Genomic DNA, 26,924 nt, shown 5'->3' with positions numbered 1-26,924 from the left:
TCCTTCCGTGATTTTCAGTCGGCGTGCGCCCGCGCCTTCGATGGCATGATCCGGAAGGCGCGCCCTTCCTTCATCCATGCTGCGCGCTCGTCGCGCAACAGCGTGCGGCGAACTTTTCCGGAATCATCGCGCGGCGGGGCGTTGACGATCTCGAAACTCTCGGGGTGCTTGTAGCGGCTCAGCCTGTCCTTCAGGAAATCCGCCATGCCGTCAGCGATGGCCTGGCCATCCGCGTCAGGCTCCGGCTCGATGATGGCATGCACGCGCTGGCCCAGTTCCGGATCGGGCAATCCCACCACCACGCACGACCGCACACCGGGAGCCTCCGAGACCGCCGCCTCGATTTCGGCCGGGTAGATGTTGGCGCCGCCGCGCAGCACCATGTCGGCGAGGCGGTCGCCGAGATAGAGATAGCCTTCCGCATCGAGCCTGCCGATGTCGCCGAGCGATTCCCAACCGTCGGCGCGCCGCTTCGGCTCGGCGCCGAGATAATGATAGGTGGCGTCCTTGCCGTCATTGTTGAGGAAATAGATTTCGCCGGTCTCGCCTCGCGCGACGTCGTTGCCGTCCTCGCCGACGATGCGCAGGCGCGCCATCTCGCCGATCTTGCCGACCGAGCCCTTATGCGTCAGCCATTCCGTGCCGGAGATGATGCACGAGCCCTGCCGCTCGGTGCCGCCATAGAGCTCCCAGACCCGTTCGGGCCCGAGCCAGGCGATCCAGTTCTCCTTCAGCCAGGGCGGCATCGGAGCGGCCATGTGGAAGACGGTCTGAAGGCTCGAGACGTCGTAAGCGTTGCGGACGCTCTCCGGCAGCGCCCAGATCCGGTGCATCATGGTCGGCACGAAATTGACCCATTGCACGCGCTCTTGCGCGATTTGCCGCAGCGTCTCTTCGGCGTCGAACTTGGTAAGGCCGGTGAGCTTGCCGCCGGTGAACAGCGCATAGTGCGACACGATAAACGGCGCGTTGTGGTAGAGCGGGCCGGGATTGAGCAGCGAGACGCCGAAGGGGATGTTGAGCGGCGGCGCAGCGACCGTGTCGGTCACCGCAGGCTGATGATCGAGGATCACTTTTGGCCGGCCGGTCGAGCCGCCGCTGGTCATGGCCTTCCAATAGCGCGCCACCGGCGGATTGAGCGGCTCGTCCGAAAAACCTTCCGGCACGAAATCGGCAGGCAGGCGGTTCGACGCATTCCAGTCGGCCTCGCCGCCGACCACCAGCGCGGGCTTGAGGATGTCGAGCACCGCAGCGGCTTCGCCGCGCGGCAGCCGCCACGACAGCGAGGTCGGCGTCGCCCCGCACTTCCACACCGCAAAGGATGTCTCGAAGAAAGCGTTGCCGTTGGGAAGGCCGATTGCGACAAAATCGCCCGGCTTCACACCTTTCGCGGCAAACGCCCGCGCGCGGCGGTTGGCGCCGCGTTCGAGCTGGTCCCAAGTCAGCGTATCCTGCCCATGCTGGATGGCGATCGTGCCTTGCGGTTTGCGCTCCGCATACCAGCGCGGCACGTCGGACAGGGGCAGCAGCATCAGGCGTTTCCACTTCGTCTTCTTGGCGCCGCCTCAGGATGAGGCGCGGCGCGGGGCGAAGTGTAACAGCCGGAGCCGATGCTTCAAGACATCAGCGTTCGGCCCCGCAGCCCGGAATATCGAACAGGGCCGCGAGCCCGCATTTCGAGGTCAGCATCTTGTCGCCGTCGTGGCCGACGCCGGCGACATCCCAGACCCGGTGACTGGGCGTGCCATGGTCGCGCTTGGCCATCGCGTCCACGTAGGCATGACCCCTGGCGTAACGATAAGGCCCCTGCGCCTCGGCCATGCAGCTCTTGTCCAGCGCCGAGTGCTTTGGATTGGTGTCGAGCGTGCCGAGCAGGTAGATCACCTCGCGCTCGACATAGCGCTGCTCGAGCGCCGCAGGCGTCGCGTCGGCGAGATAGGGCGGCCGGTCGCCCATGCCGTATTTCCAATTGTCGTAGCCGGGACAGGATGCGGCAATCTTCGGCATGGGCCGCTCGGCGCTGAAATAGGCATAGGACGAGGGATTGGCGACGACGTAGCGGATGTCGATGTGCTGGCGCAACAAGGCCGCCTCGCCCTTGCCGGCGATGGCATAGCGCTGCACGACCTGGCCGCCGCCGGAATGCCCGGCGACCACGACCTGCTTCAGGTTCGGGAAGACGCGCCGTTCCGAGAGTTTTGCGAGGATCGCATCGAGCGCCTCGAACGAGGAGACCGGATTGGGCGCAAGCGCGGCGTCGCCGCCCTCCCATCCCTCCAGCGACCAGCGCAGCATGTCCTGCGGCAGCTTGTACGCCTCGATATCGATCTCGGCCAAAAACTGCGGCACGATCATCAGCGAGGCCTTGCCGTCGTCGCCCGCCGCGGCCTGGGCGTTGTTGGCCGATATGTAATATTCGTCGGCGTTGCGCAGCCGACCATGCAGCACGATGATCGCGCGCGAGATCGCGGGCTGCGGCAGCGACCAGTCGCGGGACAGGTAGAGCGGCAGCATTCCCCGGCCGCCGACCGAGAGCCGCGCATCGCCGATGGCTTTCACCGGCTTGCGGTTGGGCGCGTCTTCGTCCGCCGCGAAGGCGTGGCCGCAAATCAGCCCCAAAGCGAGGGCGGCGAGACAGGCCAGCGCTCTCATGACGGAAAGTCCCCTTCGTATCCACACCGATAAAACTCTAATCGCATCAGGTGCCGCGTGGCTGTGACTGCCGCGCCACGTCAAGCAAAAAATGTCAGCATTGCAGCCATGAAATTCCCGGGTTCCACGGGTGACAAGCCGGCGATAAAGGGGCAAAAATTCGGCTCGACTCAGTTCGGGTTGAGTTTTGCAAGGAATGCTCTCGTAGAATGTTGTCCGTGGTTGCATCGCGTCGTGCGGCGCTTCTCGTTGCCGCAGCAGGATTTTTTCTGCTGACGCACTCGCATGCCCAGGCGCAATGGTGGAAGCGCGCGCCGGTTGATTTCGAGGAATGCGCCGACGCCGCCGAGAAAGCCGCAACCAAGGCCGAAAAGACGTCCGCCCTTGCCGGCTGCAATTCCAAGTTCGCCGGTCGCCGCAAGGCCGGCGGCGGCTATGCCTATTACGACTTCCTCCAGGACCGCACCTTCGACATCGCCGGACCGAACCCGACGCCGGACGAGCAGAAGAAGATCGACGAATCCTACACCGCCTATCTCGCCAATCAGCGTCGCAGCAACGAAGCGGCCCAAGCCGCGATGCGACAGCAGCTCGAGCAGCAGGAACAGCAAGCGCAGCAGCTCCAGCAGGTCGCGCTGCGAACCGACGTTGCGCGCGTGCCCGTGCCGGTGGAGCGGCCGAAAGTCCTTCAGACCATCGGCCAGCGGCCGAAGGGTGCGCCCTGCGCCAAGGGCTCATTCTCCTGCGAATGGCCGCGGCTATCGGAAAGCCTGAACGATCTGAAGAAGCTGTTCAACCCGACGCCGGGCAAGCCGGCGAAGAAGGGGTAAGCTCACCACAGCCGTCATTGCGAGCGCAGCGAAGCAATCCAGAGTCTTTCCGCGGAGGGATTCTGGATTGCTTCGCTGCGCTAGCAATGACGAGTGGATGGAGATTCGCGTCCCATCCTCAGTTCGGCTGCTTCTTCTTGCTGCGCTTCGGTGCAGCCACCGGCGCTGTTGTTGTCGTTGAACCGCCCAACTCCTTACGGCTCTCCTGCAATCGCCTGTCATAGCCGGGCGAGTTCATGACCGTCGGCGGCCTCGCGTAAGCGAGCGTCGACACGCCACAAAACGCGGCCAGCGCGAGCCCGATCGTCCAACAACGCTTCATCGCGCATCTCCCTCGCACTCAGGCGCCCCCACGAATCTGCTGCGGTGTCAGCCCTGGTGAACCGTTACCCGCCACCTCAGCCTCCTTGATCAGCGCAACAATGCGGCGCATCAGCGGCACGGCGACCTTATTCTGCTCGGCAAGCGCAATGACCGCTCCTTGCAAATAGTCGATCTCGGTCTTGCGGCCTTGTTTCAGATCCTGCCACATCGAGGAGCGCGCCTCGGGATCGATTTTCATCGTCCGCCCCAGGATCACCTTGAAGATCGCATCGGGAAGCCGCAGCAAGGTCGGCGTCCACCGCGTCGGGATCGGCGTCGCGGAGACCGGCGCGATGCCGGCGGCTTTCAGCACCGCTACGCCTTCCGCCATCTGGTCGGCGAATAGCCTTCGCCAGCCGCGATTGGCCAGTTGCGCGGCAAGCGGCATGTCGGACAATGCGCTGAGCGCGTTATTCAGATTGATGATCAGCTTGCCCCATTGCACGCCGGTGATGTCACCGCTCGCGCGCACCGTGAGGCCCGGCACCGACAGCGCCCCGGCCGTGTTCTCGGCGTCCTCTCCGACATGGATGTCGCCGGAGGTCGAGCGGTGGAAACGGCCCTCGCCCATCGCGATCACGTTGAACGGCACCATGCCGGCGAGCACGCGGCGCCCACCGAGACGCTCGCGCAGGACCGCGACATTGCCGACGCCGTTTTGCAGGGAGATGATGACGGCGTCTTGCGGCGCATGCTGCGCGATCTGGTCCGCGACATCGGCGGTGTCGGCGCTCTTCACCGTCACCAGCACGATGCCGGCGCTGTGCAAGATCGCAGGGTCCTCCGAGAGAGCAAGCTGGCCCGGGCCGAGCTTGTTCTCGGAGCCGTCGAAATCGGTCAGCCGCAGCCCGAACCGCTCGATCTCGGTCTTCACCCGCGGCCGCACCAGCAGCGCGACGCGGCGATCAGCGGCCGCCAGCTGGCCTCCGACGAAACAGCCGATGGCGCCTGCGCCCGCCACCACGATCGGTCGATCCGTCACCACCTCGCCTTGCTCCCTGAATGACCGGCCTTCGATAGCAGAGCCGGGGGCCTCGCGGCTACGTCGCATCCGCCTTGTAACCGTCATGAGAGCCCCATATGTTTTCGCCCCGGGGGCAGTCAGCGGCGAGCGATCGCCGACGAGAACGCCACAGGAGAGCACCATGGGTCTACTCGACGTCCTCAACGGCATGCAGAACGGCCCGCGCGGCCAGAGCACGCCAAGCTCACAGCAATCCTCCGGCGGCATGTCGCCGATGACGATGGCGATCATTGCCTTGCTGGGGTGGAAGGCATTCAAGCATTTGACGGCGGGCCAGCCCGGTGCGGCCCCGCAGCCATCTCCGACGCCGACGCAGCTGCCCCCGCCGGTGAATGCCGGTGCTGGCGGCGGTCTTGGCGGCATGCTTGGCGGAGGCGGCGGCCTCGGTGACCTGCTCAAGGGCGGCCTCGGCGGCCTGCTCGCGGGTGGCGCGGCCGGCAGCGTGCTGAGCGGCGGGCTCGGCGATCTCCTCAACCAGCTTCAGCAGGGCGGCCACAGCGAGACCGCGAATTCCTGGGTCGGCAAGGGCGAGAACAAGGCGATCGCGCCCGGCGATCTCGCCAACGCGCTCGGCGCCGACCAGATCGAGAGCCTGTCCGCCCAGAGTGGCCTGTCGCGCGACGAACTGCTCTCCGGCCTCAGCCAGTATCTGCCGAAGGTGATCGACCATCTGACGCCGGATGGACGGCTGCCGACCGAGAACGAGCTCTCGGGTCGAATCTGATTTTAGTCAAAGCAAGGGGAGCACTGACATGAGCATGGGCGGCCTGTTGTGGATCATCGTCGTCGGCTTCGTCGCCGGCCTCATCGCGCGCTGGCTGGCGCCGGGACCGAACAACCCGAGCGGCTTCATCCTCACCACCATCCTCGGCATCGTCGGTGCGTTTCTGGCCACCTTCATCGGCCAGGCGATCGGGCACTACAGCCCCGATCAGGGCGCCGGCTTCATCATGGCCACGATCGGCGCCGTGGTGGTGCTGTTCATCTGGCACCGGCTGGTCGCGAGCGGCGTGATCAAGGGGTAGCGCTCTCCTCGTCATTGCGAGGAAGCCCTTGCGACGAAGCAATCCAGACTTTCTCCGCGGAAAGATTCTGGATTGCTTCGCTTCGCTCGCAATGACGAAATCACGTAATCAAATGCATCCCCGCATCCATGCGCACGATTTCGCCGGTCATGTTGCTGGAGGCCGGCATCGCCAGGAAGCAGACGAGCTGCGCGATGTCGTCGGCGGTTGAGGCGACCTTGAGCGGCACCTTCGCCACCACGCTGTCGCGCACCTGCTTGGCGCCGGCCTCGCCGCGGCCCTTGGTGAACCAGGGCGTGTCGATATAGCCGGGACACACCGTGTTGACGCGGATCAGCGGAGCCAGCGCGCGCGACAGCGACAGGGTCATCGTGTTCAGCGCGCCCTTGCTCGCGGCATAGGCGATCGACGAGCCGACACCGCTGATGCCGGCGACCGAGGAGATGTTGACCACGGCAGACGGCCGCCCCGACGCCTTCGATCCGGCTTCAAGCAGGCTGCGCGCCGCGCGCACCATCTGGAACGGGCCGATGGTGTTGACCCCATAGAGCCGCTGGAAATCTTCCGCCGACAATCCGTCGAGATCGGCATGGGCGACATGCTTGGTGGTGCCGGCATTGTTGACGAGGATGTCGAGCCGGCCCCAGCCGCTCGCCGCCGCAACGATTCTGCGGCAATCCTCATCCTTGGACACGTCGCCCTGCGCGACCAGCACTTCGGCAGCGCCGGCCTTGCGGCAGAGCTCTGCCGTGGCCTCGGCTTCGGTCTTACTCGACGAGTAGTTGATGACGAGCCGCGCCCCGCTCCGTGCGAGAATTTCAGCGGTCGCAGCACCAAGCCCGGATGCGGACCCCGTCACGATTGCGCACAAACTATCTTTGGCCATCCGGATTTCCTTCCCCTTGATTGAGTATCGGCGCCTTGTTTAGCGAGTTTGCCGCGCCCTGCAAATCGAGCAAACTCCGCTAAGCGGAATTAGTCCTGAACGGTTCTTGCGCCCATGCCTGCGCCGCAGGTTGACCTGCGATCAACGCTTGTCAGGGCCATGGCTTTTTCGGATCATCGGGCGCAAGAAGAACCTGCGCGCCGGTCCGTCGGGCGGGACGCGCCAATGGCAAAACACGGGGAACGCTGTGGCGGAGAGTGACAATATCGTCGTCGAGACCGCGGAAAAAATCTTCGCCGATCTCGCCGATCCGCAAGAGATCAACAACGACAAGAAGGATTCGTGGCAGGCGCCGCTATGGCAGGCGCTGACCGAGGCTGGCTTGCCGTTGTCCTGGGTGCCGGATGATCTCGGCGGCTCCGGCGCGAGCCTTGCCGACGGTTTTGCGCTGCTCAACGCCGCCGGCCGCTTTGCGGTTGCGGTTCCCCTGGCCGAGACCATGCTCGCAGGCTGGCTGCTGACACAGGCGAAGATTGCCTCGCCCGAAGGCGAGATGACGGTGCTGCCTTCGTCTCCAAAGGATCGAGTCACCCTCGATGCCGATGGCGCGCTCTCCGGCCGCTGCCGCGGCGTGCCCTTTGCAAAAGCCGCAAAACATTTTGCGGTGCTCGCGCACGGCAAGGACGGTGTTTCCATCGCGCTGATCGATGCGAGCAAGAGCCGCATCGAATCCGGCCTTAATGTCGGCTACGACCACAGCGACACCGTCACGCTCGACAAGGTCCAGCCCGTCACCATCAAGGCCGCGCCGAAAGGCTTTGACCAGACCACGATGATGCTGATGGGCGGCGTCGCACGCAGCCTTCAGATCGCGGGCGCGCTGGAATCCCTGCTCGACATCTCCGTGCGCTATTCCAACGAGCGCGTTGCCTTCGAGAAGAAGATCTCGAAGTTTCAGGCGGTGCAGCACAATCTCGCCCGCCTCGCCGGCGAATCCGCCGCAGCTCTTGCGGCTGCGACGTCCGCAGCCGACGCCATCGCCAATGCACAATCGTTCGACGACGAGGTCTACCTCGAGGCCGCCTCCGCAAAGATCCGTTGCGCGGAAGCTGCCGAAAAGGGCGGCGCCATCGCGCATCAGGTGCATGGCGCGATCGGCTTCACCAGCGAGCACATCCTGCATCGCTATTCGCTGCGAGCGCTGGCATGGCGCGACGATTTCGGCTCGGAGAGCCACTGGGCCGTCGAGCTCGGCAAGCTCGTCGCAAATCGTGGCGCCGACGAATTGTGGCCGCTCGTGGCTTCGCGCTGATCAGGGGACGAAACACATGACCGCTGCCCTCCGTTTCGATCCGATCCGCCTGCCCGAAAAATGCGAGCAACTGCGCAAGGAAGTGCGCGCGTTCCTCGCCGAGGAAATCGCCGCCGGCACTTTCGATCCGCACAAGCCCAACCGCGAAGACACCGACGCGCCGGAATTTTCCCGCCGGGTCGGCGCCAAGGGCTGGCTCGGCATGACCTGGCCGAAGAAATATGGCGGCCAGGAGCGCTCCTTCCTCGAACGCTACGTGGTGACCGAAGAGATGCGGGTCGCCAACGCGCCCACGCGGCGCTTCTTCGTCGCCGACCGCCAGAGCGGGCCGGTGCTGATCAAATACGCGCCTGAAAACATCAAGATGGACATCCTGCCGCGGATCTGCCGCGGCGAGATCTGCTTTGCCATCGGCATGAGCGAGCCGAACTCCGGCTCCGACCTGTTCGCCGCAAAGACCCGCGCGACCAAGACCGACGGCGGCTATCTCATCAACGGCACAAAAATCTGGACCTCGTCGGCGCATATCGCCGACTACATGATCGCGATTTTCCGGACCTCACAGCCGACCAAGGAAAACCGTCGTCACGGCCTGACGCAGTTTTTGGTCAAGATGAAGCAGCCGGGCATTCAGGTGAACCCGATCGGCCAGATTACCGGCCAGCACGAATTCAACGAGGTCGTTTTCACCGACTTCTTCGTCCCCGAGGATCACGTGCTCGGCGAAGTCGACGGCGCCTGGAAGCAGGCGACGAGCGAGCTCGCCTATGAGCGCTCCGGCCCCGAGCGCTTCCTCGAAACCTATTACGTGCTGACCGAACTGGTGCGCGCGGTAGGGCCCAACCCGGATACCCGCAGCGCCGAAGGCATCGGCCGGCTCGTGGCGCAGCTCCACACCATGCGCCGGATGTCGGTCTCGGTCGCCGGCATGCTGCAGGCCGGCAAGGAGCCGGTCGTCGAAGCGTCCATCGTCAAGGACATCGGCACGGTCTGGGAGCAGCAGCTTCCGCACCGCGTGCGCGACCTTGCCGCCTTCGTCGAGGAGACCGCGACCAACCGCGAGACGCTGGAGCGGCAGCTCGACTTCGCCATCAAGACCGCACCGAAACTCACCATCCAGGGCGGCACCACGGAAGTGCTGCGCGGCATCATCGCGCGCGGACTTGGGCTCCGCTAAACTGTCGAGGACATCATGAGCACCTATAAAGATATCGGCGTCGAGAAGGTCGGGCACGTCGGCACCATCGAGATCCGCAGGCCCCCGCTGAATTTCTTCGATATCTCGCTGATCAACCAGATCGCGGATGCGCTCGACGAATTCGACCGAGACATCGAAATCCGCGCCTCGGTACTCTCGGCGCAAGGCAAGGCGTTCTGCGCCGGCGCCAATTTCAAAGATCCGGCGCGGCAGGAGCAGGAGGCGCGCGAGGCCGATAAAGCCGCAAAAGGCGATCCGGCCGACAGCCTTGGCGCGATCAACCATCTCTACATCCAGGCCGTGCGCATCTTCCGCGCCAAGAAGCCGATCGTCGCAGCCGTGCAGGGCGCAGCCATCGGCGGCGGCCTCGGGCTCGCCGTATCGGCGGATTTCCGCGTCACCTGCCCCGAAGCGCGCTTCGCCGCGAATTTTACAAAACTCGGCTTCCATCCCGGCTTCGGCCTGACGACGACGCTGCCGGAGCTGATCGGCAAGAACAACGCCGAGCTGATGTTCTACACCAGCCGTCGCGTCACCGGCGAAGAGGCCGTCAAATGGGGCCTCGCCAACGAGCTGGTGCCGCAGGACCAGGTCAAGTCAGCCGCGATGAAGCTCGCCGGCGAAATCGCCGAATGCTCCCCGCTCGGCCTGCTCTCCACCCGCGCCACGATGCGCGCCGGATTGGCGGACCGCGTCATGGCCCAGACCAACCACGAGCTCGCCGAGCAAACGCGACTGCGTGCGACGGAAGATTTCAGGGAAGGCGTGAAGGCGACGGAAGAGCGCCGCGCGGCGAATTTCAAGGGGCGGTAGTCTCTTCTTCCTTCTCCCCTTGTGGGAGAAGGTTTAACCGCGCCCCACCACCAACGCATCGACGATCGTCACGCCTTGCCCTTCCGGATGCACCAGCACCGGATTGAGCTCGATCTCAGCAATCTCCGCCGCATGTCGCGCGGCGAGCACTGAGATATCCGCGATCAACTGCGCCAGCGCCGAAACATCCGCCTTCGCCGCTCCGCGAAATCCGTTCAGCAGCGGTGCAGCCTTCAGGCCCGCCAGCATCGCGTCCGCCTCCTCCGCAATGACAGGCGCGGGGCGGTAGACGACGTCGCGAAACAACTCGGTGATAACGCCGCCGAGCCCGACCATCACCATCGGCCCAAACGTCTTGTCTGTCATCGTGCCAATGATGATCTCGACACCCTTCTTGGCCATCGCCCCGATCAGCACGCCCTGGATCGTTGCCTCCGGCCGATGCTTCCGTGCATTGTTGAGCAGGGCCTCGAACGTCAGAAACACCTCGCCCTTGGTGGTGATGTTGACGCGCACGCCGCCGACCTCGCTCTTGTGCGCAATATCGGGCGATTGGACCTTCATCACCAGCGGAAAGCCAACGCGGGCGACCGCCGCATCAAGCTCGCTCTTGTCCTTGACCAGCACCTCATCCGGCAGCGCGATGCCGGCGGCGCGGAGCAACGCCTTGCTGTCCGCCTCCGACAGCACCGGCGAGGTCAGATGCGCGGAGAGATCGCGCGCCGGCAGCCGCGCTTCGTCCGCGGGCGCCAGCAAGCTGAACTGCGCGTAGTCGACGATCTGCCGCAAGGCGACGCCGGCATGGGTGAGGCCCGAGAGCACCACGACACCGGATTTCGCGAGATCGTGCCGGGCGAAATCCGACGGCACCGTGTAGGAATAGAACAGCACCGGCTTCTTCTGCGCCGCCAGCACCGGCTTCAGCTCAGCCTCCTTGAACGGCCTGCGCACTTCGCTCGATAGCGACAGCAGGACCAGGACTGCGTCGACCTCGTCGGATGCCGTCAGCAGATCAACGCTCTTTTGTAGACCGCCCGAGGTGACGCCTTGCGCGGTGACGTCAATTGGATTGCGCGCGCTGCCGTAGGACGGCATCAGCTTCTTGATATCAGCCTGCACCGCTTCCGAAAGCTCCGGAACCCCTAGACCATGGAGTGCCACGGCATCGGCACCCCAGATGCCTGCGCCACCCGACACCGTCACCACTGCGACCCGGTCTCCTTTCGGGAGCGGATTGCTCGCGAGCACCGCCGCGATCGTCAGCGCCTCGTCGAGATCGTTGGAAACGATAAAACCGTATTTCGCGAACACGGCGTCATAGGCCGCCGACCAGCCGGCCATGCTCGCGGTGTGCGAGGCCGCGGCGCGCTCGCCTGCGCCGGAGCGGCCAACTTTTGTGACGATGACGGGCTTTTTCATCTCCGCTGCGCGCTGTGCCGCAGCAAGAAATTTGTCGACGTCGCGGATGCCCTCGATGAACAGCAGGATCACGTCGGTCGCGGCGTCCTGCACCATGTAATCGAGAAACTCTCCGGCGCCGAGATCGGATTCATTGCCTGCACTGACGACATAGCTCACCGCGATGCCGAGGGCCTTGGCGCGGTGATAGTAGGCAAAGCCGATGCCGCCGCTCTGCGCGACGATGCCGATCCGTCTTGTCGTGGCGACCAGCGGCACGACATCAGGCTTGACGTCCACAGCGGGGCTGAACGTTGCCGCCACGCGCTGCACCTGGCTGAAAAAGCCCTCGGCATTCGGACCTGAGATCCGCATGCCCGTGCGCCTGGCCAGCGCCGCGATCGCGTCCTGCATCGCCGCGCTGTCGCCGCCCTCTTCGGCAAAGCCGGAAGAGATGATGACGGCGTTCTTCACGCCGGCGGCGGCGCATTGCTCGAGCGCGGCAAGCACCGCACGGGCCGGGATGATAATGACGGCGAGATCGATCGGCGCGCCGATCTCAGCGATCGATTTGTAGCAGGCGAGACCGTCGATATCGGCGTAGTTCGGGTTCACCGGATAGATTTTTCCGGGATACTCGTTCTTGCGCAGCATCGACAGCAACCGCCCCGGAATCTTCTCGTGATCCCTGGAGGCGCCGATCAGCGCGATGCTTGCGGGTGCGAAGAAGCTGTCGAGCGGATGCGGCATGTTGGGTGTTCCCTTCTTGCTCTTCGTGAGCCCGCCGCACTCTCTACCCCGTCATCCTGAGGTGCGAGCCGCTCGGTGCGCAGCACCGTGCGGGGAGCTTCGAAGGATGAGCGGCCCCGCCGCCGGCCGTCGCCCTTCGAGGCTCGCCGAAGAGGCGAGCACCTCAGGGTGACGGATCACTGCAAAGCAATCAACTCAAGCGGAACGTCACCCCACCCAGCAAAAACTCGTTGCCCGCCACAGCGAGCCCCTTCGCCCTGGCGGCGTGCAGCACCTGGGCAACGTCAGCCACACGAAACTCCAGCGCGCTCATGATCTCGCTGGCACCCTTCACGAAGCGAAAAATTGCGTTGGGCAGCTTCAATTCGGAGCCTTCAGCCGCAACCCCGATGATCTTCCCCCAATGCTCAGCCAGCCCTATCGGATCCGGGCTCTGCATCTCCACGCCCGTCAGCGCCTGCGTCACATCCTTGCGGATGAAGTTTTGCCAGTCCGGCCCGGCCGGCGGATACGCGCCCAAAATATCGTCGCTGCCTTCGGTGTGGTTGAACTCGATGAAGGCGGCGCGGCAGTCGCGGGGGTGGAGCTGGACGCCGTGATAGGGCGCGTGGTCGATCACGTTCGCCGTGCGCACACCGATCGCGTTGGCATTTCGACCGCGCTCGTCCGGATCGTTGCAGCAAAAGATCGCCATGTAGCCGCCGCGGCCGCCGGTCTTCTCGATGAAGCGGCCGGCCGTGGTGCCGTCCTGGAACGGAGCGACCACCTCCAGCATGATGGTGTCGACCGGAAGCAGCGCGTTCTCCAGGCCGTATTTCGCGACATTGCCGTCCTGGTAGCAGACGGCGAGGCCCATGATCCCGGCGATGTCGGAGATGGCGGGCGCCAGCTGCGGCGCGACGAGACAGATCTGCCGCAGCCGCATATAGGGCGCCATGGTCATGCGCCCTTGAAAGCCGGCTTGCGCTTCTCGACGAAAGCTTTTGCAGCCTCCTTGTGATCCTCGGTGTCGCTGCAGCGGGTGTGATGGATCGCCTCACCGTCGAAGCAGTCCTCCAGTGCCAGATGCTCGGCATTGTTGATGTTGCGCTTGATGAAGCCGAGCGCGATCGACGGCCCTTGCGCCAGCGACAGCGCGAGCTCGTGTGCGGCCGCGTCGATTTCAGCGTCAGGCACGACCTTCGTCACCATGCCGATCGCATGGGCTTCCTTGGCGGTCAGCACCGGCGAGGTCAGGTAAAGCTCGCGCGCCCGCGCGCTGCCGATGAGCTGGGTCAGGAAATAGGTGCCGCCGTAATCGCCGGAGAAGCCGACCTTTGCGAAGGCGGTGGTGATCTTGCAGGATTCGCTGGCGATACGCAGATCGCACGACAGTGCCATCGAGAGGCCGGCACCGGCCGCCGCGCCGTCGAGCTGCGCCACCACGGGCTTCGGCATCTGGTGCAGGATGCGTGAGACCTCCATGCCGCGGCGCAGGTTTGCCATCTTCACCTCGAACGGCAGCGGCGCACGGCCCGCCGCCATCGACTTGACGTCACCGCCGACGCAGAATGAGCCGCCGGCGCCCTTGAACAGCACCGCGCGCACCTCGGGATCGTCGGCCGCGCGTCGCGCCGCCTCGACCAATCCTGCGACCATCTCGGGATTGAGCGCGTTCTTCCGCTCGGGACGGTTCATCGTGATGGTGAGCAGCCCGCCTTCGAGCTTTTGCAGGACCATGTCGTTCATGGGGCGTCTCCCTTGTTGTTGTTTGATCGAGATCACACCGTCATTGCGAGGAGCTCTTGCGACGAAGCAATCCAGACTGTCTCTGCGGAAACATCTCTGGATTGCTTCGCTTCGCTCGCAATGACGAGGCTTACTTCTTCACCAGCGGGCAGCGCGATTGCTCCAGCGACTGGAACGCTTCGCTGCCGGGCACGGTGGCGAGCAGCTTGTAATCGTCCCATCGGCCCTTCGACTCCGACGGCTTCTTCACCTCGAACAGGTACATGTCGTGAAGCATGCGGCCGTCTTCGCGGATCTTGCCGTTCTTGGCGAAGAAGTCGTTGATCGGCGTTTCCTTCATCACCTTCATGACCGCAGCCGAATCCGTCGTGCCGGCCGCCTTCACGGCCTTCAAATAATGTGTGACGGAGGAATAGACGCCGGCCTGCGCCGAGGTCGGCGGCCGTTTCATACGCTCCATGAAGCGCTTCGAGAATGCGCGCGTGTCGTCGTTGAGGTCCCAGTAGAAGGCCTCTGCCAACAGCAGCCCTTGCGCCGTCTCCAGGCCGATCGAGTCGATATCGGTGACGAAAGCGAGCAGCGGCGAGACTTTCTGACCGCCTTTCATGATGCCGAACTCGGCCGATTGCTTGATGGCGTTGACCGTGTCGCCGCCGGCGTTCGCGAGGCCAATGACCTTGGCCTTGGAGGCCTGGGCCTGCAGCAGGAACGACGAAAAATCCGACGTGTTGAGCGGATGACGCACGGCGCCGAGCACCTTGCCGCCGGTCCTGGTCACGACGGCGCTGGTGTCCTTCTCCAGATCCTGACCGAAGGCATAGTCCGCCGTGAGGAAGAACCAGCTGTCGAGGCCCGACTTCACGGCCGCGAGGCCGGTGACGTTGGCCTGGCCGTAAGTGTCGAACACATAATGGATGGTGTAGGGACCGCAGGCCTCGTTGGTGAGACGGATCGAGCCCGGGCCGTTGAACATGATGATCTTGTTGCGCGCCTTCGCGATCTCACCGGCGGCAAGCGCGGTCGCGGAAGCCGCGACGTCGTAGATCATCTCGACGCCCTGATTGTCGAGCATGTCGCGGGCGATGTTGGCCGACAGATCAGCCTTGTTGAGATGGTCGGCGGCCAGCACCTGGATCTTGCGTCCGAGCACCTCGCCACCAAAATCTTCCACGGCCATCTTCGCCGCGGTCTCGCTGCCGGGGCCGGTGATGTCGGCATACAGGCTCGACATGTCGAGGATACCGCCGATCTTCAGGGGCGGCTTGTCCTGGGCCTGCGCGGCGCTCGCACTCAGGGCAAACGCTGCGGCAAAAATGCCCGACAAAATAAGCTTCATTGAAAAAGACCTCCCTTGATCGCCTGTCTCTAACGGCGGCTTGGTTATTGGTGTTGCCGCAATCATGCCGCATGCGCGACAGCGCAGCAAGCAGAAGCGCGGTGCGCGTGTTGCGACGGCCTTGTGTTTTCCGCAAAGCGGAATGGTGAACGACGCAAGATGTTTCCGTATGGTCATTGCGAGCGCAGCGAAGCAATGACGGAGTATGAGGAGACCTCTTCGCGACCCGCCACGCTTGAGTTAAGATTGAGGCACACCACAACCTGTCCGGGTCGCGTGACGCAACGACTTCACCTCATCGTCGCATTTCTCCTCATCGCAGGTCGCACTGCGTTCGCCACGCCGTGTCAATTCGAAACGCAAGGCGAAGGCCGCGTGGCGGCGATCGTCGATGCGCGCAGTGTCCGTCTCGACGACGGCCGCGAGGTTCGTCTCACCGGCATCGAGTCCACGGCGGCGGCGAAGCAGGCGCTGGCATCGCTGCTCATTGGTCGCGACGTCATCCTGCGCAGCAACGACGACACACCCGACCGCTACGGCCGCCAGGGCGCGTTCATGTTCATCGGCGAGAGCGATACCTCCGTGCAGGCCATGCTCCTCGCCCAGGGCGACGCCATCGTCTCCGCTGAAATCACCGACAAGGACTGCGCGGCGGCCCTGATGGCGGCGGAGGCCGAGGCGCGTCGCCAAAAAAAGGGCAACTGGGCTGACCCGTCGGCCATAAAAAACGCGGAAAGTCCGGACGATATTTTGGCCGGGATCGGGCGTTTTGTGGTGGTCGAGGGCAAAGTCCTGTCGGTCCGGCAAGCTGGGGCAATGACCTACCTCAACTTCGGACGGAACTGGACACGCGGCTTTGCCGTGACTATTTCAAGGCGCGCGTTACCGGCGTTCGAAAACGCCGGTGTGGCCCTTAAGTCCCTGGAAAATAAGCGTATTCGTGTCCGGGGCTGGGTTGAGGGGACTGTGGGGCCGCGTATCGACGTGCGTCTCTTGGGACAGGTTGAGTTGCTGGGCGCAAACGAGCCTACTGGGGTACGGCCTTAAGGCCAGGGCACGGGTTAAGCGACGTGAATGGGGTGCTAGAACGGCACGGACGAGGTGAAGGCCGCCGCCTGCGGGCAGCGCCGGCCGCGCTATGCCTTCTGCTCGGCACCGCTCTCGCCGGTTGCGGCGACATGGGCCGGTTCCAGACCGCAGCAGTTCCGACGACCGTCGCCCTCCCCAAACCGAAGCCCGCCGTCGCGCAGACGCCCGCCACCGAAAAGGAGCACGAGCGCATCCTGGCGAGCTATGGCGGCACCTACGACGACCCCCGGCTCGAATCATTGGTGACCAAGACCGTGGACCGGCTGGTCGCGGCGTCCGACCGCCCCGACCAGGGCTACCGGGTCACCATCCTCAATTCCGGCGCGGTGAACGCCTTCGCGCTGCCGAACGGCCAGCTCTATGTCACGCGCGGACTTCTTGCGCTTGCCAGCGATACGTCGGAATTGTCCTCCGTGCTCAGCCACGAGATGGCGCATGTGCTGTCCAAGCACGCCGCGATGCGTGAGGACCAGGCGCGTCAGGCCGCGATCGTCACCCGCGTCGTCACCGACATGAGCAACGATCCAGACCTTACCGCGCTCGCGCTCGCCAAGACCAAGCTCACCATGGCGAGCTTTTCGCGCAACCAGGAGTTCGAGGCTGACGGCATCGGCGTCGGAATTTCCGCCAAGGCACATTTCGACCCTTATGGTGCCGCACGCTTCCTTTCCGCAATGGAGCGCAATGCCGAGCTGAAGGCCGGCAAGACCTCGCTCGATCCGCGCGCGCAGGATTTCACCTCGTCGCATCCGGCAACGCCCGAGCGCGTGCAGAACGCACAGACCATCGCACGGCAATACGTCGCTCCCGAAGGTGGCGAGCGCGACCGCGAGACCTATCTCGCCGCGATCGACAACCTCGTCTACGGCGAAGACCCGAGCGAAGGCTTTGTCCGCGGCCGGCGTTTCCTGCATCCAAAACTCGGCTTCACCTTCCAGGCGCCGGATAATTTCACGCTCGACAACACCGCGCAGGCGGTGATCGGCGTGCGCGACGGCGGCTCGCAGGCGATGCGCTTCGACGTCGTGCGGGTGCCGGCCGAACAGTCGCTCGGCGATTACCTCAATTCCGGCTGGATGGAAGGCGTCGAGAAGGCGTCCACCGAGGACATCACCATCAACGGTTTCCCGGCCGCGTCCGCCACCGCCAAGGGCGACCAGTGGTCGTTCAAGGTCTATGCGCTGCGCTTCGGCAGCGACGTCTACCGCTTCATCTTCGCGGCACGGCAGAAGTCGACCGAGAGCGAGCGCAACGCGCGCGAGACCGTCAATTCATTCCGCCGCCTGACGCTGGACGAGATCCAGGCCGCGCGTCCGCTGCGCATCAAGGTCATCACCGTGCAGCCCGGGGACACCGTGGAATCACTCTCGCACCGCATGGCCGGTGTCGATCATCCCGCCGAGCGCTTTCGCGTGCTGAACGGGCTCGATCGCACCGCGCAAGTGAAGGTGCGGGATCGTGTGAAGGTGGTGGCGGATTGAGGCGCGTTGACTACCGCGCCCTTTCCTTCAAATACGCGATGATATCCGCGCGATCCTGCGCGTCGGGCACATCGAAAAACATCTTGGTTTCTGCAACCATGGCCTGCGGTCCGGCCAGCCATTTGTCGAGATTGTCCTCGGTCCAGACGATCCCTGAGCTCTTCAGATCGGGCGAGTAGTCGTAGCCGGGAACGCTACCCGCCTTGCGGCCGACGACGCCCTTGTGCATCGGGCCGACGGCATTCTCGTTGATCGAATGGCAATCTGCGCAGCCCTTGTAGAGCGTCTGGCCGCGCGCGACGTTGCCGGTGGCGTGGGCAAGCCCGGTCGAGCAAACAATCGCGATGGCGGCAAAGGCCAGACTTGCAAAGCTTTGCTGGTGGACGGAATTGGACCGGAATTTCATGGGATCTCCTGCTTGCGTCACCGCAAACAGGATCGTCGGTCCTGAGTTTTATTCCCGTCCGGGGGACGCTTAAGCGCCCGCATCCATATCGCCGGCCTCACGCTGGCCGCTGAGCCAGAGCGCAAGCAGCGTCCAGAACGCGCCGGACAGCAGATACGCACCTGAGGCGATAACGCCGAGATTGGTCGCGAGCAGCAGCGCCACCAGCGGCGCAAAGCCGGCGCCGAACAGCCAGGCCATGTCAGAGGTCAGCGCCGAGGCCGTGTAGCGGTAGGCCTGCTTGAAGTTCGAGGCGATCGCGCCCGAGGACTGGCCGAAGGAGAGACCCAGCAGAATGAAGCCGATCACCATGTAGATGGTCTCACCGAACGCGCCGGCATCGAGCAGTTGCGGGGCAAAGCCACTGTAGATCGCAATCGCGATCGCCGATCCCATCAGCAGCGACTTGCGGCCGACGCGGTCGGCGATGATGCCGGAGAGCACGATGGCGCCGACGCCGAACACGGCGGCGACCATCTCGATGATCAAAAAGCGCACCGGGCTTTCGCGGGTGAACAGGAACACCCAGGACAGCGGAAACACCGTCACCATGTGGAACAGAGCAAAGCTCGCCAGCGGCGCGAACGCGCCGAGCATGATGTTCTGGCCTTCGCGCGCGACCGTCTCGGAGATGCGCGAGGGCTGCAATTCGCGGGTCTCGAACAGCGAGGCATACTCTTCCGTCGTCACCATGCGCAGGCGGGCGAACAGCGCCACGACGTTGATGGCAAACGCGACGAAGAACGGATAGCGCCAGCCCCAGTCGAAGAAATCGTCAGCCGACAAATTGCCGGCGAAATAGGCGAACAGCGCGCTTGCCACGATCAAGCCGAGCGGGGCGCCGAGCTGCGGCACCATCGCGTACCAGCCGCGCTGCGAGGGCGGCGCGTTCAGCGCCAGCAGCGAGGCCATGCCGTCCCAGGCACCACCCCAGGCCAGACCCTGCGCGATACGCGCCAGCGCCAGCAGCCAGATCGCCGCAACGCCGATCTCGGAATAGCCGGGCAGGAAGGCGAGCGCCACGGTCGCGGTGCCAAGCAGGAACAGCGCCGAGACCAGCTTGGCCGTCTTGCCGTATTCCCGGTCGACCGTCATGAAAATGACGGTGCCGATCGGCCGGGCCACGAAGGCCAGCGAGAAGATCATGAAGGAATAGAGGGTACCGGTCAGTTCGCTCGTGAACGGGAACACCAGGCGCGGGAACACGATCACCGAGGCGATCGCGTAGACGAAAAAGTCGAAGAATTCCGAGGTGCGGCCGATGATGACGCCGATGGCGATCTCGCCGGGACTGGCCTGGTCGTGGCCGTGCTCGCCCGAGTGGATGTCTGCCATTGCGGGGGTCTGTGCCGTCGCCATGCGTTGCGCCCTTAACGTCCTGTAAACCAAAGCCGACCGCCCGGCGGGGCGCCAGGCAATCCGGACTGTCTGGCGCAACATTCCGCACTGCAACATTGGACAAATTGTCCAATGTCCGGATTGCTGCGCCGCAGCTACCCCTTGGCCTCGCAAAAGAAACTCATTTCAAAGGCTCGGCCCCGTGTCCCGTCTCAAGATCCTGGCGCTGCTACCCCTGGCAGTTGCGCTCAGCGGCTGCAACTACGTCGTGCTGGCGCCGGCCGGCGATATCGCGGCTCAACAGCGCGACCTCGTCATCATCTCCACCGTCCTGATGCTCCTGATCGTCGTCCCCGTGATGGCGCTGACGGTGCTGTTCGCCTGGCGCTACCGCCAGTCGAACATTTCGGCCCGCTACGAGCCGGAATGGGATCACTCGACCAGCCTCGAACTGGTGATCTGGTCGGCGCCGCTGCTGATCATCATCTGCCTGGGCGCGCTGACCTGGATGGGCACGCATCTGCTCGACCCCTATCGCACGCTCGGCCGCATCAAGGCGGAGCACGCCGTGGATCAGTCCAAGGCTCCGCTCGAGGTCGACGTCGTCGCGCTCGACTGGAAGTGGCTCTTTATCTATCCGGACTACGGCATCGCCACCGTCAATGATCTGGCCGCTCCGGTCGATCGTCCGATCAACTTCCGCATCACGGCGTCCTCGGTGATGAACTCGTTCTACATCCCCGCGCTCGCCGGCCAGATTTACGCGATGCCGGGCATGGAGACCAAGCTCCACGCCGTGGTGAACCACACCGGCACCTACCGAGGCTTCTCGGCGAACTACAGCGGCGCCGGCTTCTCCGGCATGCACTTCAACTTCCAGGGCCTCGACGACAAGGGCTTTGACGCCTGGATCGCCAGCGCCAAATCGGCGGGCGGCTCGCTCGGCCGCGCCGAATATCTCCAGCTCGAAAAGCCCAGCCAGAACGAGCCGGTCCACCGCTACGGCACGATCGATTCCGATCTCTACCGCCTGATCCTCAACATGTGCGTCGAGACCGGCAAGATGTGCCAGAGCGAGATGATGGCGATCGACGCCAAGGGCGGCAACGGCCATGAGGGCCTGAACAACACGCTGCCGCTGGCCTACGACAAGTACGCCCGCCGCGGCACTGTATTTGGGCCGGAGCCGACCTTCGTCGCCGGTACCTGCACGCCGGATGCGCCGCAGGGCAAGACCACCGCCTCCATTACGGCGCCGGTCGACACCGCGCCGCTGCTCGGCGCTGGCCTGAAGCGGCCGACCTTTGCGCCGCTGAAGTCCTCGTCCTTCTTCCTCGGACTACGTCCGAAGTCAGACTCCTAAAGAGATCCCGCATGTCTCCTGATCTTCTCAAGCTCATCTTCGGCCGTCTCAGCATCGATTCGCTGCCTCTGCACGAGCCGATCCTCGTCGGCACCTTCGTCATGGTCGCGCTCGGCGGCGCCGCGTTGCTCGGCGGCCTGACCTATTTCCGCCTCTGGGGTTATCTCTGGCGCGAGTGGTTCACCAGCGTCGACCACAAGCGCATCGGCATCATGTACATGATCCTCGGCATCGTGATGCTGCTGCGCGGCTTCGCCGACGCGCTCATGATGCGCGCGCAACAGGCGCTCGCGTTCGGCGGCTCCGAAGGCTTCCTCCCTTCCCATCACTACGACCAGGTCTTCACCGCCCACGGCGTGATCATGATCTTCTTCGTGGCGATGCCCCTGGTCACCGGCCTGATGAATTTCGTCGTGCCGCTCCAGATCGGCGCACGCGACGTGTCGTTCCCGTTCCTGAACAATTTCAGCTTCTGGATGACGGTCGGCGGCGCGGTGCTGGTGATGGCCTCGCTGTTCATCGGCGAATTCGCCCGCACCGGCTGGCTGGCTTATCCGCCGCTGTCGAACATCGGCTACAGTCCTGACGTCGGCGTCGACTATTACATCTGGGGGCTGCAGGTCGCGGGCGTCGGAACGACCTTATCCGGCATCAATTTGATCTGCACCATCGTCAAGCTGCGGTGCCCCGGCATGACCATGATGAAGATGCCGGTGTTCACCTGGACCGCGCTCTGCACCAACATCCTGATCGTGGCCTCCTTCCCCGTCCTGACCGTCGTGCTCGCGCTGCTCACGCTCGATCGCTATGTCGGCACCAACTTCTTCACGAACGATTTCGGCGGCAGCCCGATGATGTACGTGAACCTGATCTGGATCTGGGGCCATCCCGAGGTCTACATCCTGGTTCTCCCCGCCTTCGGCATCTTCTCGGAAGTGACCTCGACCTTCTCCGGCAAGCGGCTGTTCGGCTACACCTCGATGGTCTACGCCACTGTCGTCATCACCATCCTGTCGTACCTGGTCTGGCTGCACCACTTCTTCACGATGGGTTCGGGCGCCAGCGTCAACTCGTTCTTCGGCATCACCACGATGATCATCTCGATCCCGACGGGCGCGAAGATGTTCAACTGGCTGTTCACGATGTATCGCGGCCGGATCCGCTTCGAGCTGCCGATGCTGTGGACGATCGCCTTCATGCTGACCTTCGTGCTCGGCGGCATGACCGGCGTGCTGCTCGCGGTGCCGCCGGCCGATTTCGTCCTGCACAACAGCCTGTTCCTGATCGCGCACTTCCACAACGTGATCATCGGCGGCGTGGTGTTCGGCGCATTCGCCGGCATCAACTACTGGTTCCCGAAGGCGTTCGGCTTCAAGCTCGATCCGTTCTGGGGCAAGCTGTCGTTCTGGTTCTGGGTCACCGGCTTCTACCTCGCCTTCATGCCGCTCTATGTGCTCGGCCTGATGGGCGTGACCCGCCGCCTCCGCGTGTTCGACGATCCCTCGCTCCAGATCTGGTTCGTCATCGCCGCGATCGGCGCCGGCCTCGTCTTCCTCGGCATCCTCAGCATGCTGATGCAGTTCGCTGTCTCTTTCCTCAAGCGCGAGCAGCTCAAGGACGTCACCGGCGATCCCTGGGATGCGCGCACGCTGGAATGGGCGACCTCCTCGCCGCCGCCGGACTACAACTTCGCCTTCACCCCCGTCGTTCACGACAATGACGCGTGGTGGGACATGAAGAAGCGCGGCTACCATCGTCCGCTCACCGGGTTCAAGCCGATCCACATGCCCAGCAGCACCGGCACCGGCGTGATCCTCGCCGGCCTCGCCACTGCGATGGGTTTCGGCCTGATCTGGTACATCTGGTGGCTGGCCGCCGTGAGCTTCATCGCGATGCTCGCTGTCGGCATCGGTCACACCTTCAACTATCACCGCGACTTCGACATTCCGGCCGACGACGTCATCCGGGCCGAGGACGCGCGCACCAAACTGCTCGCCGGAGCCAAGTAAATGACTGTCGCTGTCAATCCCTCGCAGACCGGCGAGCCGGTCTTCTATCTCGCCGACGAACACCCGCATCCGGAAGGCTACAGCACCTCGCTCGGCTTCTGGATCTATCTGATGAGCGACTGTCTCATCTTTGCGATGCTGTTCGCCGCCTTCGGCGTGCTCGGCGCCAACTACGCCGCCGGGCCCGCGCCAAAGGACCTGTTCGAGCTGCCGTTGGTCGCGGTGAACACCTCGATGCTGCTGCTGTCGTCGATCACTTACGGTTTTGCGATGCTGACGATGCAGCAGAACAAGACCGCCCAGACGCAGATGTGGCTGGCGATCACCGGCCTGTTCGGCCTCGCCTTCATCGGCATCGAGCTCTCCGAGTTCACCCACATGATCTATGAAGGCGCGACGCCGCAGCGCAGCGCCTTCCTGTCGGCCTTCTTCACCCTGGTCGGCACCCACGGCCTGCACGTCTCCTGCGGCCTGATCTGGCTGGTGACGCTGATGGTGCAGGTCTGGAAGTTCGGCCTGATCGAAGCCAACCGCCGCCGCCTGATGTGCCTGTCGATGTTCTGGCACTTCCTCGACGTGGTCTGGATCGGCGTCTTCACCTTCGTCTATCTCCTGGGAGTTCTGCGATGAACACCGATACCCACGCTGCCCACGCGGACGACCATCACCACGACGACGGCCACGCCCACGGCACCTTCTCGACCTACATGCTCGGCTTCGCGCTCTCGGTCGTGCTGACCGCGATCCCGTTCTGGCTGGTGATGAGCGGCGCGCTGCCGAGCAAGCAGATCACCGCGCTGGTCATCATGGCCTTCGCTGTCGTGCAGATCGTCGTGCACATGATCTACTTCCTGCACATGAGCCCCAAGTCCGAGAACGGCTGGAGCATGATGGCGCTGATCTTCACCATCGTCATGGTGGTGATTGCGCTGTCCGGTTCGCTGTGGGTGATGAACCATCTCAACAGCAACATGATGCCGATGCACGAGATGACGGGAATGAAGTGAGCGAGATCCGGACCGTGACGAGCAACGCAAAGGACGCGCGCCGCAAGGCTGCGCGTCCGCGCCTGTGGCTCACGGTCCTCTCGCTCACGGTCTTTTCCGTTCTGATTGCGCTCGGCGTCTGGCAGATCGAGCGCCGCGCCTGGAAGCTGGCGCTGATCGACCGCGTCGAGCAGCGCGTCCATGCGCCCGCCCAGCCGGCGCCCTCGCCCGATTCATGGCCCACGATCTCCACTGCGAATGACGAGTACAGGCACGTCAGTGTCAGCGGCCGTTTCCTGCATGACCGCGAGACGCTGGTTCAGGCCGTCACCGAGGAAGGCGGCGGCTATTGGGTGCTGACGCCGCTCAAGCGCGACGACGGCACGCTGGTCCTCGTCAACCGCGGCTTCGTGCCTTCCGAGCGGCGCGACGCATCGACGCGCCAGGGCGGTAATCCGGATGGCCGGGTCGAGATCGACGGCCTCCTTCGCGTCACCGAGCCGAAAGGCGGATTCCTCCGCAACAACGTGCCCCAGCACAACCGGTGGTATTCGCGGGATGTCGCCGCGATCGCCGCGGCGCGCGGCCTCGACAATGTCGCGCCCTTCTTCGTCGATGCTGAAGCCGGATCACAAACCGCCCAAGGCCCCAACCAAGGGCCAATCGGCGGATTGACCGTGGTCCGCTTTCCCAATAACCACCTGATCTACGCGCTGACGTGGTTTGCGCTGGCGTTCATGCTGGCCGGTAGGCTTTTCGTCACATTCTGCGGCGGGCTGTTCCGCCACAGGCGCTTCGTCCACGAACCGGACGGCGATGCCGCCCGCAGGACGGGATCAGATGCTGGAACGATCGTCGAACAGGCCTGACGACGGAAGAACGCCTCCCCGACCGCTTGGCGAGCTGGCCGTCACGCTGCAATCGCAGGCGGACGCGCGCAGCGAGCTGATCGGCGCTGCGCCCACCGACGACGAGACCAACCGCAAGAACATGGCGCTGCTGATCCAGCTGCGCTGGACCGCCGTGGTCGGCCAGATCGTGACCATCGGCGGCGTGCATTTCTGGCTCGGGATCCCTCTGCCCCTGGAGCGGATGGGCGCGGTGATCGGCGCGCTGGTGCTGCTCAATTTCTCCAGCCTGATCTGGGTACGCCATCGCGCCGCCGTCTCCAGCAACGAGCTGCTGGTCGCGCTGATGCTCGACGTCGCCGCGCTGACCGCGCAGCTGTATCTCAGCGGCGGCGCCACCAATCCCTTCACCTCGCTATTCCTGCTCCAGGTGACGCTCGCCGCCGTGCTGCTCGACGCCCGCTCGACCTGGTCCCTGGTGGCGCTGACCTGCGCCTGCTTTATCTGGCTGACGCTGGCCTACCGGCCGCTCGACCTGCCGCCGAACCCGCTCAGCGAGACCTATACGCTCACCGTCGCCGGCATGCTCCTGGGCTTCGCGCTCAACGCTGTTCTGCTTGTCGTGTTCGTGACCCGCATCAACAGGAATTTGCGCGAGCGCGACGCGCATCTGGCGGCGCTGCGCCAACATGCGGCCGAGCAGGATCACATCGTGCGCATGGGCCTGCTCGCCTCCGGCGCGGCACATGAGCTCGGCACCCCGCTGGCCTCGCTCTCGGTCATCCTCAGCGACTGGCGCCGCATGCCGGATCTCGCCGCCGACCAGGAGCTCGCCGAAGATCTTTCGGAAATGGAGACCTCGCTCCAGCGCTGCAAGACCATCGTCACAGGCATCCTGGTGTCGGCCGGCGAAGCGCGCGGCGAAGGCTCGTCGCCGACCACGGTGACGGCTTTCGTGACGGCGCTGGTAGAGGAGTGGCGCGACGCACGCTCGGCCCGCACGCTCTATTTCATCAACACTTTTGGCGAGGACGTCGCGATCGTCTCCGACATCGCGCTGAAGCAGGTGATCTTCAACGTGCTCGACAACGCCTATGAGGTCTCGCGCGAGTGGGTCGAGCTTGTGGCCGAGCGCGAGGGCGACAATCTCGTGCTGGCGATCAGCGACCGCGGCCCCGGCTTTGCGCCGGAGATGCTGACGCAGCTCGGAAAACCCTATCAGTCAAGCAAGGGCCGCGCCGGTGGTGGGCTCGGCCTGTTCCTGGTGGTGAACGTCGTGCGCAAGCTCGGTGGCAGCGTCACCGCCGAGAACCACAGGAAGCGCGGCGCCACCGTCCGCCTGACGCTGCCGCTCGCAACGCTCGCGATCGGAGGCAGCTTTGACGCCTGACCGGTCGCTCGTCGTCGTCGAGGACGATGAAGGTTTTGCGCGCACGCTAAAACGCTCATTCGAGCGCCGCGGCTACGATGTCGTGCTGGCCGCCTCAATCGAAGACGTGCGCAAGGCGCTGGAGGAGCGCTCCTTCAGCCATGCCGTGGTCGACCTCAAGCTCGGCGGCGCCTCAGGCCTTGCCTGCGTCGAGCTCCTGCACACGCACGATCCTGACATGCTGATCGTGGTGCTGACCGGCTTTGCCAGCATCTCCACCGCCGTCGAGGCGATCAAGCTGGGCGCCTGCCACTATCTGGCAAAGCCGTCGAACACCGACGACATCGAAGCCGCCTTCAACAAGGCCGAAGGCAACACCGAAGTCGCACTCGATGCCCGGCCGACCTCGATCAAGACGCTGGAATGGGAGCGCATCCACCAGACCTTGATCGAGACGGATTTCAATATCTCGGAAGCGGCGCGGCGATTGGGGATGCACCGGCGGACGCTGGCAAGGAAGCTCGAGAAGCGGCCGGTAAAATGAGCCGGCATCCCGGACAAGCGCGGCGAAGCGGAGCGCCGATCCGGACCCAGCCACAGAAAGTCATTTGACCCGTGGTTACCTGCTCGCCCCGTAACCTCTCCCTGGGGTTATGGGTCCCCAGGCTCGCGCTTCGCGCG

The 26,924-nt window shown here is 64.4% G+C and carries 26 protein-coding genes; 15 read left to right on the top strand and 11 right to left on the bottom strand.

Features of this window, described 5'->3' with window-relative positions:
• Nucleotides 1-14: 14 nt before the first annotated feature.
• Nucleotides 15-1,532, bottom strand: coding sequence for an AMP-binding protein (locus BMW89_RS12625; protein ID WP_092026686.1), 1,518 nt, complete (start codon nucleotides 1,530-1,532; stop codon nucleotides 15-17).
• A 91-nt stretch (nucleotides 1,533-1,623) separates the two neighbouring features.
• Entirely contained in the window at nucleotides 1,624-2,652 is a 1,029-nt protein-coding gene (locus BMW89_RS12620) for a hypothetical protein (RefSeq protein WP_092026683.1), read from the bottom strand.
• A 209-nt stretch (nucleotides 2,653-2,861) separates the two neighbouring features.
• Between BMW89_RS12620 and BMW89_RS37870 the strand changes: the two genes are divergently transcribed.
• Nucleotides 2,862-3,482 (top strand): hypothetical protein, encoded by a 621-nt coding sequence (locus tag BMW89_RS37870; RefSeq protein WP_177196008.1) that lies wholly within the window; start codon nucleotides 2,862-2,864, stop codon nucleotides 3,480-3,482.
• Between the two features lie 118 nt (nucleotides 3,483-3,600).
• Here the strand turns inward: BMW89_RS37870 and BMW89_RS12610 are convergent, their stop codons facing one another.
• Both BMW89_RS12610 and BMW89_RS12605 read right to left on the bottom strand, forming a co-directional pair.
• Complete coding sequence (locus BMW89_RS12610) at nucleotides 3,601-3,804, bottom strand: hypothetical protein (protein WP_092026681.1); 204 nt, start codon at nucleotides 3,802-3,804, stop codon at nucleotides 3,601-3,603.
• 18 nt (nucleotides 3,805-3,822) lie between these two features.
• On the bottom strand, nucleotides 3,823-4,830 hold the full coding sequence (locus BMW89_RS12605) for a 2-dehydropantoate 2-reductase (RefSeq protein ID WP_092026678.1): 1,008 nt from the start codon (nucleotides 4,828-4,830) through the stop codon (nucleotides 3,823-3,825).
• Nucleotides 4,831-4,990: 160 nt separating this feature from the next.
• On the opposite strand from BMW89_RS12605, the gene BMW89_RS12600 reads away from it, so the two are divergent.
• The gene (locus tag BMW89_RS12600) at nucleotides 4,991-5,593 is read left to right on the top strand and encodes a YidB family protein (protein ID WP_092026675.1); all 603 of its coding nucleotides are present in this window, start codon (nucleotides 4,991-4,993) and stop codon (nucleotides 5,591-5,593) included.
• A 28-nt stretch (nucleotides 5,594-5,621) separates the two neighbouring features.
• Nucleotides 5,622-5,894, top strand: a complete 273-nt coding sequence (locus BMW89_RS12595; RefSeq protein WP_177196007.1) for a GlsB/YeaQ/YmgE family stress response membrane protein — start codon at nucleotides 5,622-5,624, stop codon at nucleotides 5,892-5,894.
• Between the two features lie 100 nt (nucleotides 5,895-5,994).
• Here the strand turns inward: BMW89_RS12595 and BMW89_RS12590 are convergent, their stop codons facing one another.
• Nucleotides 5,995-6,780, bottom strand: a complete 786-nt coding sequence (locus BMW89_RS12590; RefSeq protein ID WP_092026667.1) for an SDR family NAD(P)-dependent oxidoreductase — start codon at nucleotides 6,778-6,780, stop codon at nucleotides 5,995-5,997.
• 247 nt (nucleotides 6,781-7,027) lie between these two features.
• On the opposite strand from BMW89_RS12590, the gene BMW89_RS12585 reads away from it, so the two are divergent.
• The 3 genes from BMW89_RS12585 to BMW89_RS12575 are packed head-to-tail and all read left to right on the top strand — an operon-like array spanning nucleotide 7,028 to nucleotide 10,103.
• Complete coding sequence (locus tag BMW89_RS12585; protein WP_092027284.1) at nucleotides 7,028-8,092, top strand: acyl-CoA dehydrogenase family protein; 1,065 nt, start codon at nucleotides 7,028-7,030, stop codon at nucleotides 8,090-8,092.
• Nucleotides 8,093-8,108: 16 nt separating this feature from the next.
• Nucleotides 8,109-9,269 (top strand): acyl-CoA dehydrogenase family protein, encoded by a 1,161-nt coding sequence (locus BMW89_RS12580; protein ID WP_092026665.1) that lies wholly within the window; start codon nucleotides 8,109-8,111, stop codon nucleotides 9,267-9,269.
• A gap of 15 nt (nucleotides 9,270-9,284) precedes the next feature.
• Nucleotides 9,285-10,103: an enoyl-CoA hydratase/isomerase family protein gene (locus BMW89_RS12575; RefSeq protein ID WP_092026662.1), complete on the top strand. Its 819-nt coding sequence runs from the start codon at nucleotides 9,285-9,287 to the stop codon at nucleotides 10,101-10,103.
• A gap of 33 nt (nucleotides 10,104-10,136) precedes the next feature.
• On the opposite strand, the gene BMW89_RS12570 is transcribed toward BMW89_RS12575, so the two are convergent.
• The 4 genes from BMW89_RS12570 to BMW89_RS12555 form a co-directional block, all read right to left on the bottom strand.
• A complete protein-coding gene (locus tag BMW89_RS12570) occupies nucleotides 10,137-12,251 on the bottom strand; it encodes an acetate--CoA ligase family protein (protein ID WP_092026659.1) in 2,115 nt (704 codons plus the stop codon).
• 190 nt (nucleotides 12,252-12,441) lie between these two features.
• On the bottom strand, nucleotides 12,442-13,188 hold the full coding sequence (locus tag BMW89_RS12565; RefSeq protein WP_177196050.1) for a VOC family protein: 747 nt from the start codon (nucleotides 13,186-13,188) through the stop codon (nucleotides 12,442-12,444).
• 2 nt (nucleotides 13,189-13,190) lie between these two features.
• Nucleotides 13,191-13,979 carry an enoyl-CoA hydratase gene (locus BMW89_RS12560; RefSeq protein ID WP_092026655.1) on the bottom strand — a complete coding sequence of 263 codons (789 nt, stop codon included), beginning with the start codon at nucleotides 13,977-13,979 and terminating at the stop codon, nucleotides 13,191-13,193.
• A gap of 130 nt (nucleotides 13,980-14,109) precedes the next feature.
• Complete coding sequence (locus BMW89_RS12555) at nucleotides 14,110-15,315, bottom strand: ABC transporter substrate-binding protein (protein WP_092026652.1); 1,206 nt, start codon at nucleotides 15,313-15,315, stop codon at nucleotides 14,110-14,112.
• 195 nt (nucleotides 15,316-15,510) lie between these two features.
• Here BMW89_RS12555 and BMW89_RS12550 point away from each other — a divergent pair, with 195 nt between their 5' ends.
• Complete coding sequence (locus BMW89_RS12550) at nucleotides 15,511-16,362, top strand: thermonuclease family protein (protein WP_092026650.1); 852 nt, start codon at nucleotides 15,511-15,513, stop codon at nucleotides 16,360-16,362.
• 32 nt (nucleotides 16,363-16,394) lie between these two features.
• The gene (locus BMW89_RS12545; protein WP_143062762.1) at nucleotides 16,395-17,885 is read left to right on the top strand and encodes a M48 family metalloprotease; all 1,491 of its coding nucleotides are present in this window, start codon (nucleotides 16,395-16,397) and stop codon (nucleotides 17,883-17,885) included.
• Between the two features lie 10 nt (nucleotides 17,886-17,895).
• Here the strand turns inward: BMW89_RS12545 and BMW89_RS12540 are convergent, their stop codons facing one another.
• Together BMW89_RS12540 and BMW89_RS12535 are read right to left on the bottom strand one after the other, a co-directional pair.
• On the bottom strand, nucleotides 17,896-18,291 hold the full coding sequence (locus BMW89_RS12540) for a c-type cytochrome (RefSeq protein ID WP_092026647.1): 396 nt from the start codon (nucleotides 18,289-18,291) through the stop codon (nucleotides 17,896-17,898).
• Nucleotides 18,292-18,360: 69 nt separating this feature from the next.
• A complete protein-coding gene (locus BMW89_RS12535; protein ID WP_092026644.1) occupies nucleotides 18,361-19,689 on the bottom strand; it encodes an MFS transporter in 1,329 nt (442 codons plus the stop codon).
• 181 nt (nucleotides 19,690-19,870) lie between these two features.
• On the opposite strand from BMW89_RS12535, the gene cyoA reads away from it, so the two are divergent.
• From cyoA to BMW89_RS12500, 7 genes are read left to right on the top strand one after another with little or no spacing between them, the layout of a single operon-like run.
• The gene (cyoA, locus tag BMW89_RS12530; RefSeq protein ID WP_092026641.1) at nucleotides 19,871-21,031 is read left to right on the top strand and encodes a ubiquinol oxidase subunit II; all 1,161 of its coding nucleotides are present in this window, start codon (nucleotides 19,871-19,873) and stop codon (nucleotides 21,029-21,031) included.
• An 11-nt stretch (nucleotides 21,032-21,042) separates the two neighbouring features.
• On the top strand, nucleotides 21,043-23,040 hold the full coding sequence (gene cyoB / locus BMW89_RS12525) for a cytochrome o ubiquinol oxidase subunit I (protein WP_092026638.1): 1,998 nt from the start codon (nucleotides 21,043-21,045) through the stop codon (nucleotides 23,038-23,040).
• Entirely contained in the window at nucleotides 23,041-23,670 is a 630-nt protein-coding gene (gene cyoC / locus BMW89_RS12520; protein ID WP_092026635.1) for a cytochrome o ubiquinol oxidase subunit III, read from the top strand.
• Entirely contained in the window at nucleotides 23,667-24,047 is a 381-nt protein-coding gene (gene cyoD, locus BMW89_RS12515) for a cytochrome o ubiquinol oxidase subunit IV (protein ID WP_092026632.1), read from the top strand. Before cyoC ends, cyoD begins: the two co-directional genes overlap by 4 nt.
• Nucleotides 24,044-24,895, top strand: a complete 852-nt coding sequence (locus BMW89_RS12510; RefSeq protein ID WP_092026630.1) for an SURF1 family protein — start codon at nucleotides 24,044-24,046, stop codon at nucleotides 24,893-24,895. Before cyoD ends, BMW89_RS12510 begins: the two co-directional genes overlap by 4 nt.
• Complete coding sequence (locus tag BMW89_RS12505; RefSeq protein WP_092026627.1) at nucleotides 24,867-26,264, top strand: ATP-binding protein; 1,398 nt, start codon at nucleotides 24,867-24,869, stop codon at nucleotides 26,262-26,264. Before BMW89_RS12510 ends, BMW89_RS12505 begins: the two co-directional genes overlap by 29 nt.
• Nucleotides 26,254-26,787: a response regulator transcription factor gene (locus BMW89_RS12500; protein ID WP_092026624.1), complete on the top strand. Its 534-nt coding sequence runs from the start codon at nucleotides 26,254-26,256 to the stop codon at nucleotides 26,785-26,787. The genes BMW89_RS12505 and BMW89_RS12500 overlap by 11 nt, the downstream gene beginning before the upstream one ends.
• Nucleotides 26,788-26,924: the final 137 nt, after the last annotated feature.

Source organism: Bradyrhizobium sp. OK095 (assembly GCF_900109945.1).
GTDB lineage: Bacteria > Pseudomonadota > Alphaproteobacteria > Rhizobiales > Xanthobacteraceae > Bradyrhizobium.
Note: the sequence above shows the minus strand (reverse complement) of the source record. Positions and strands in the feature narration are given on the sequence as shown.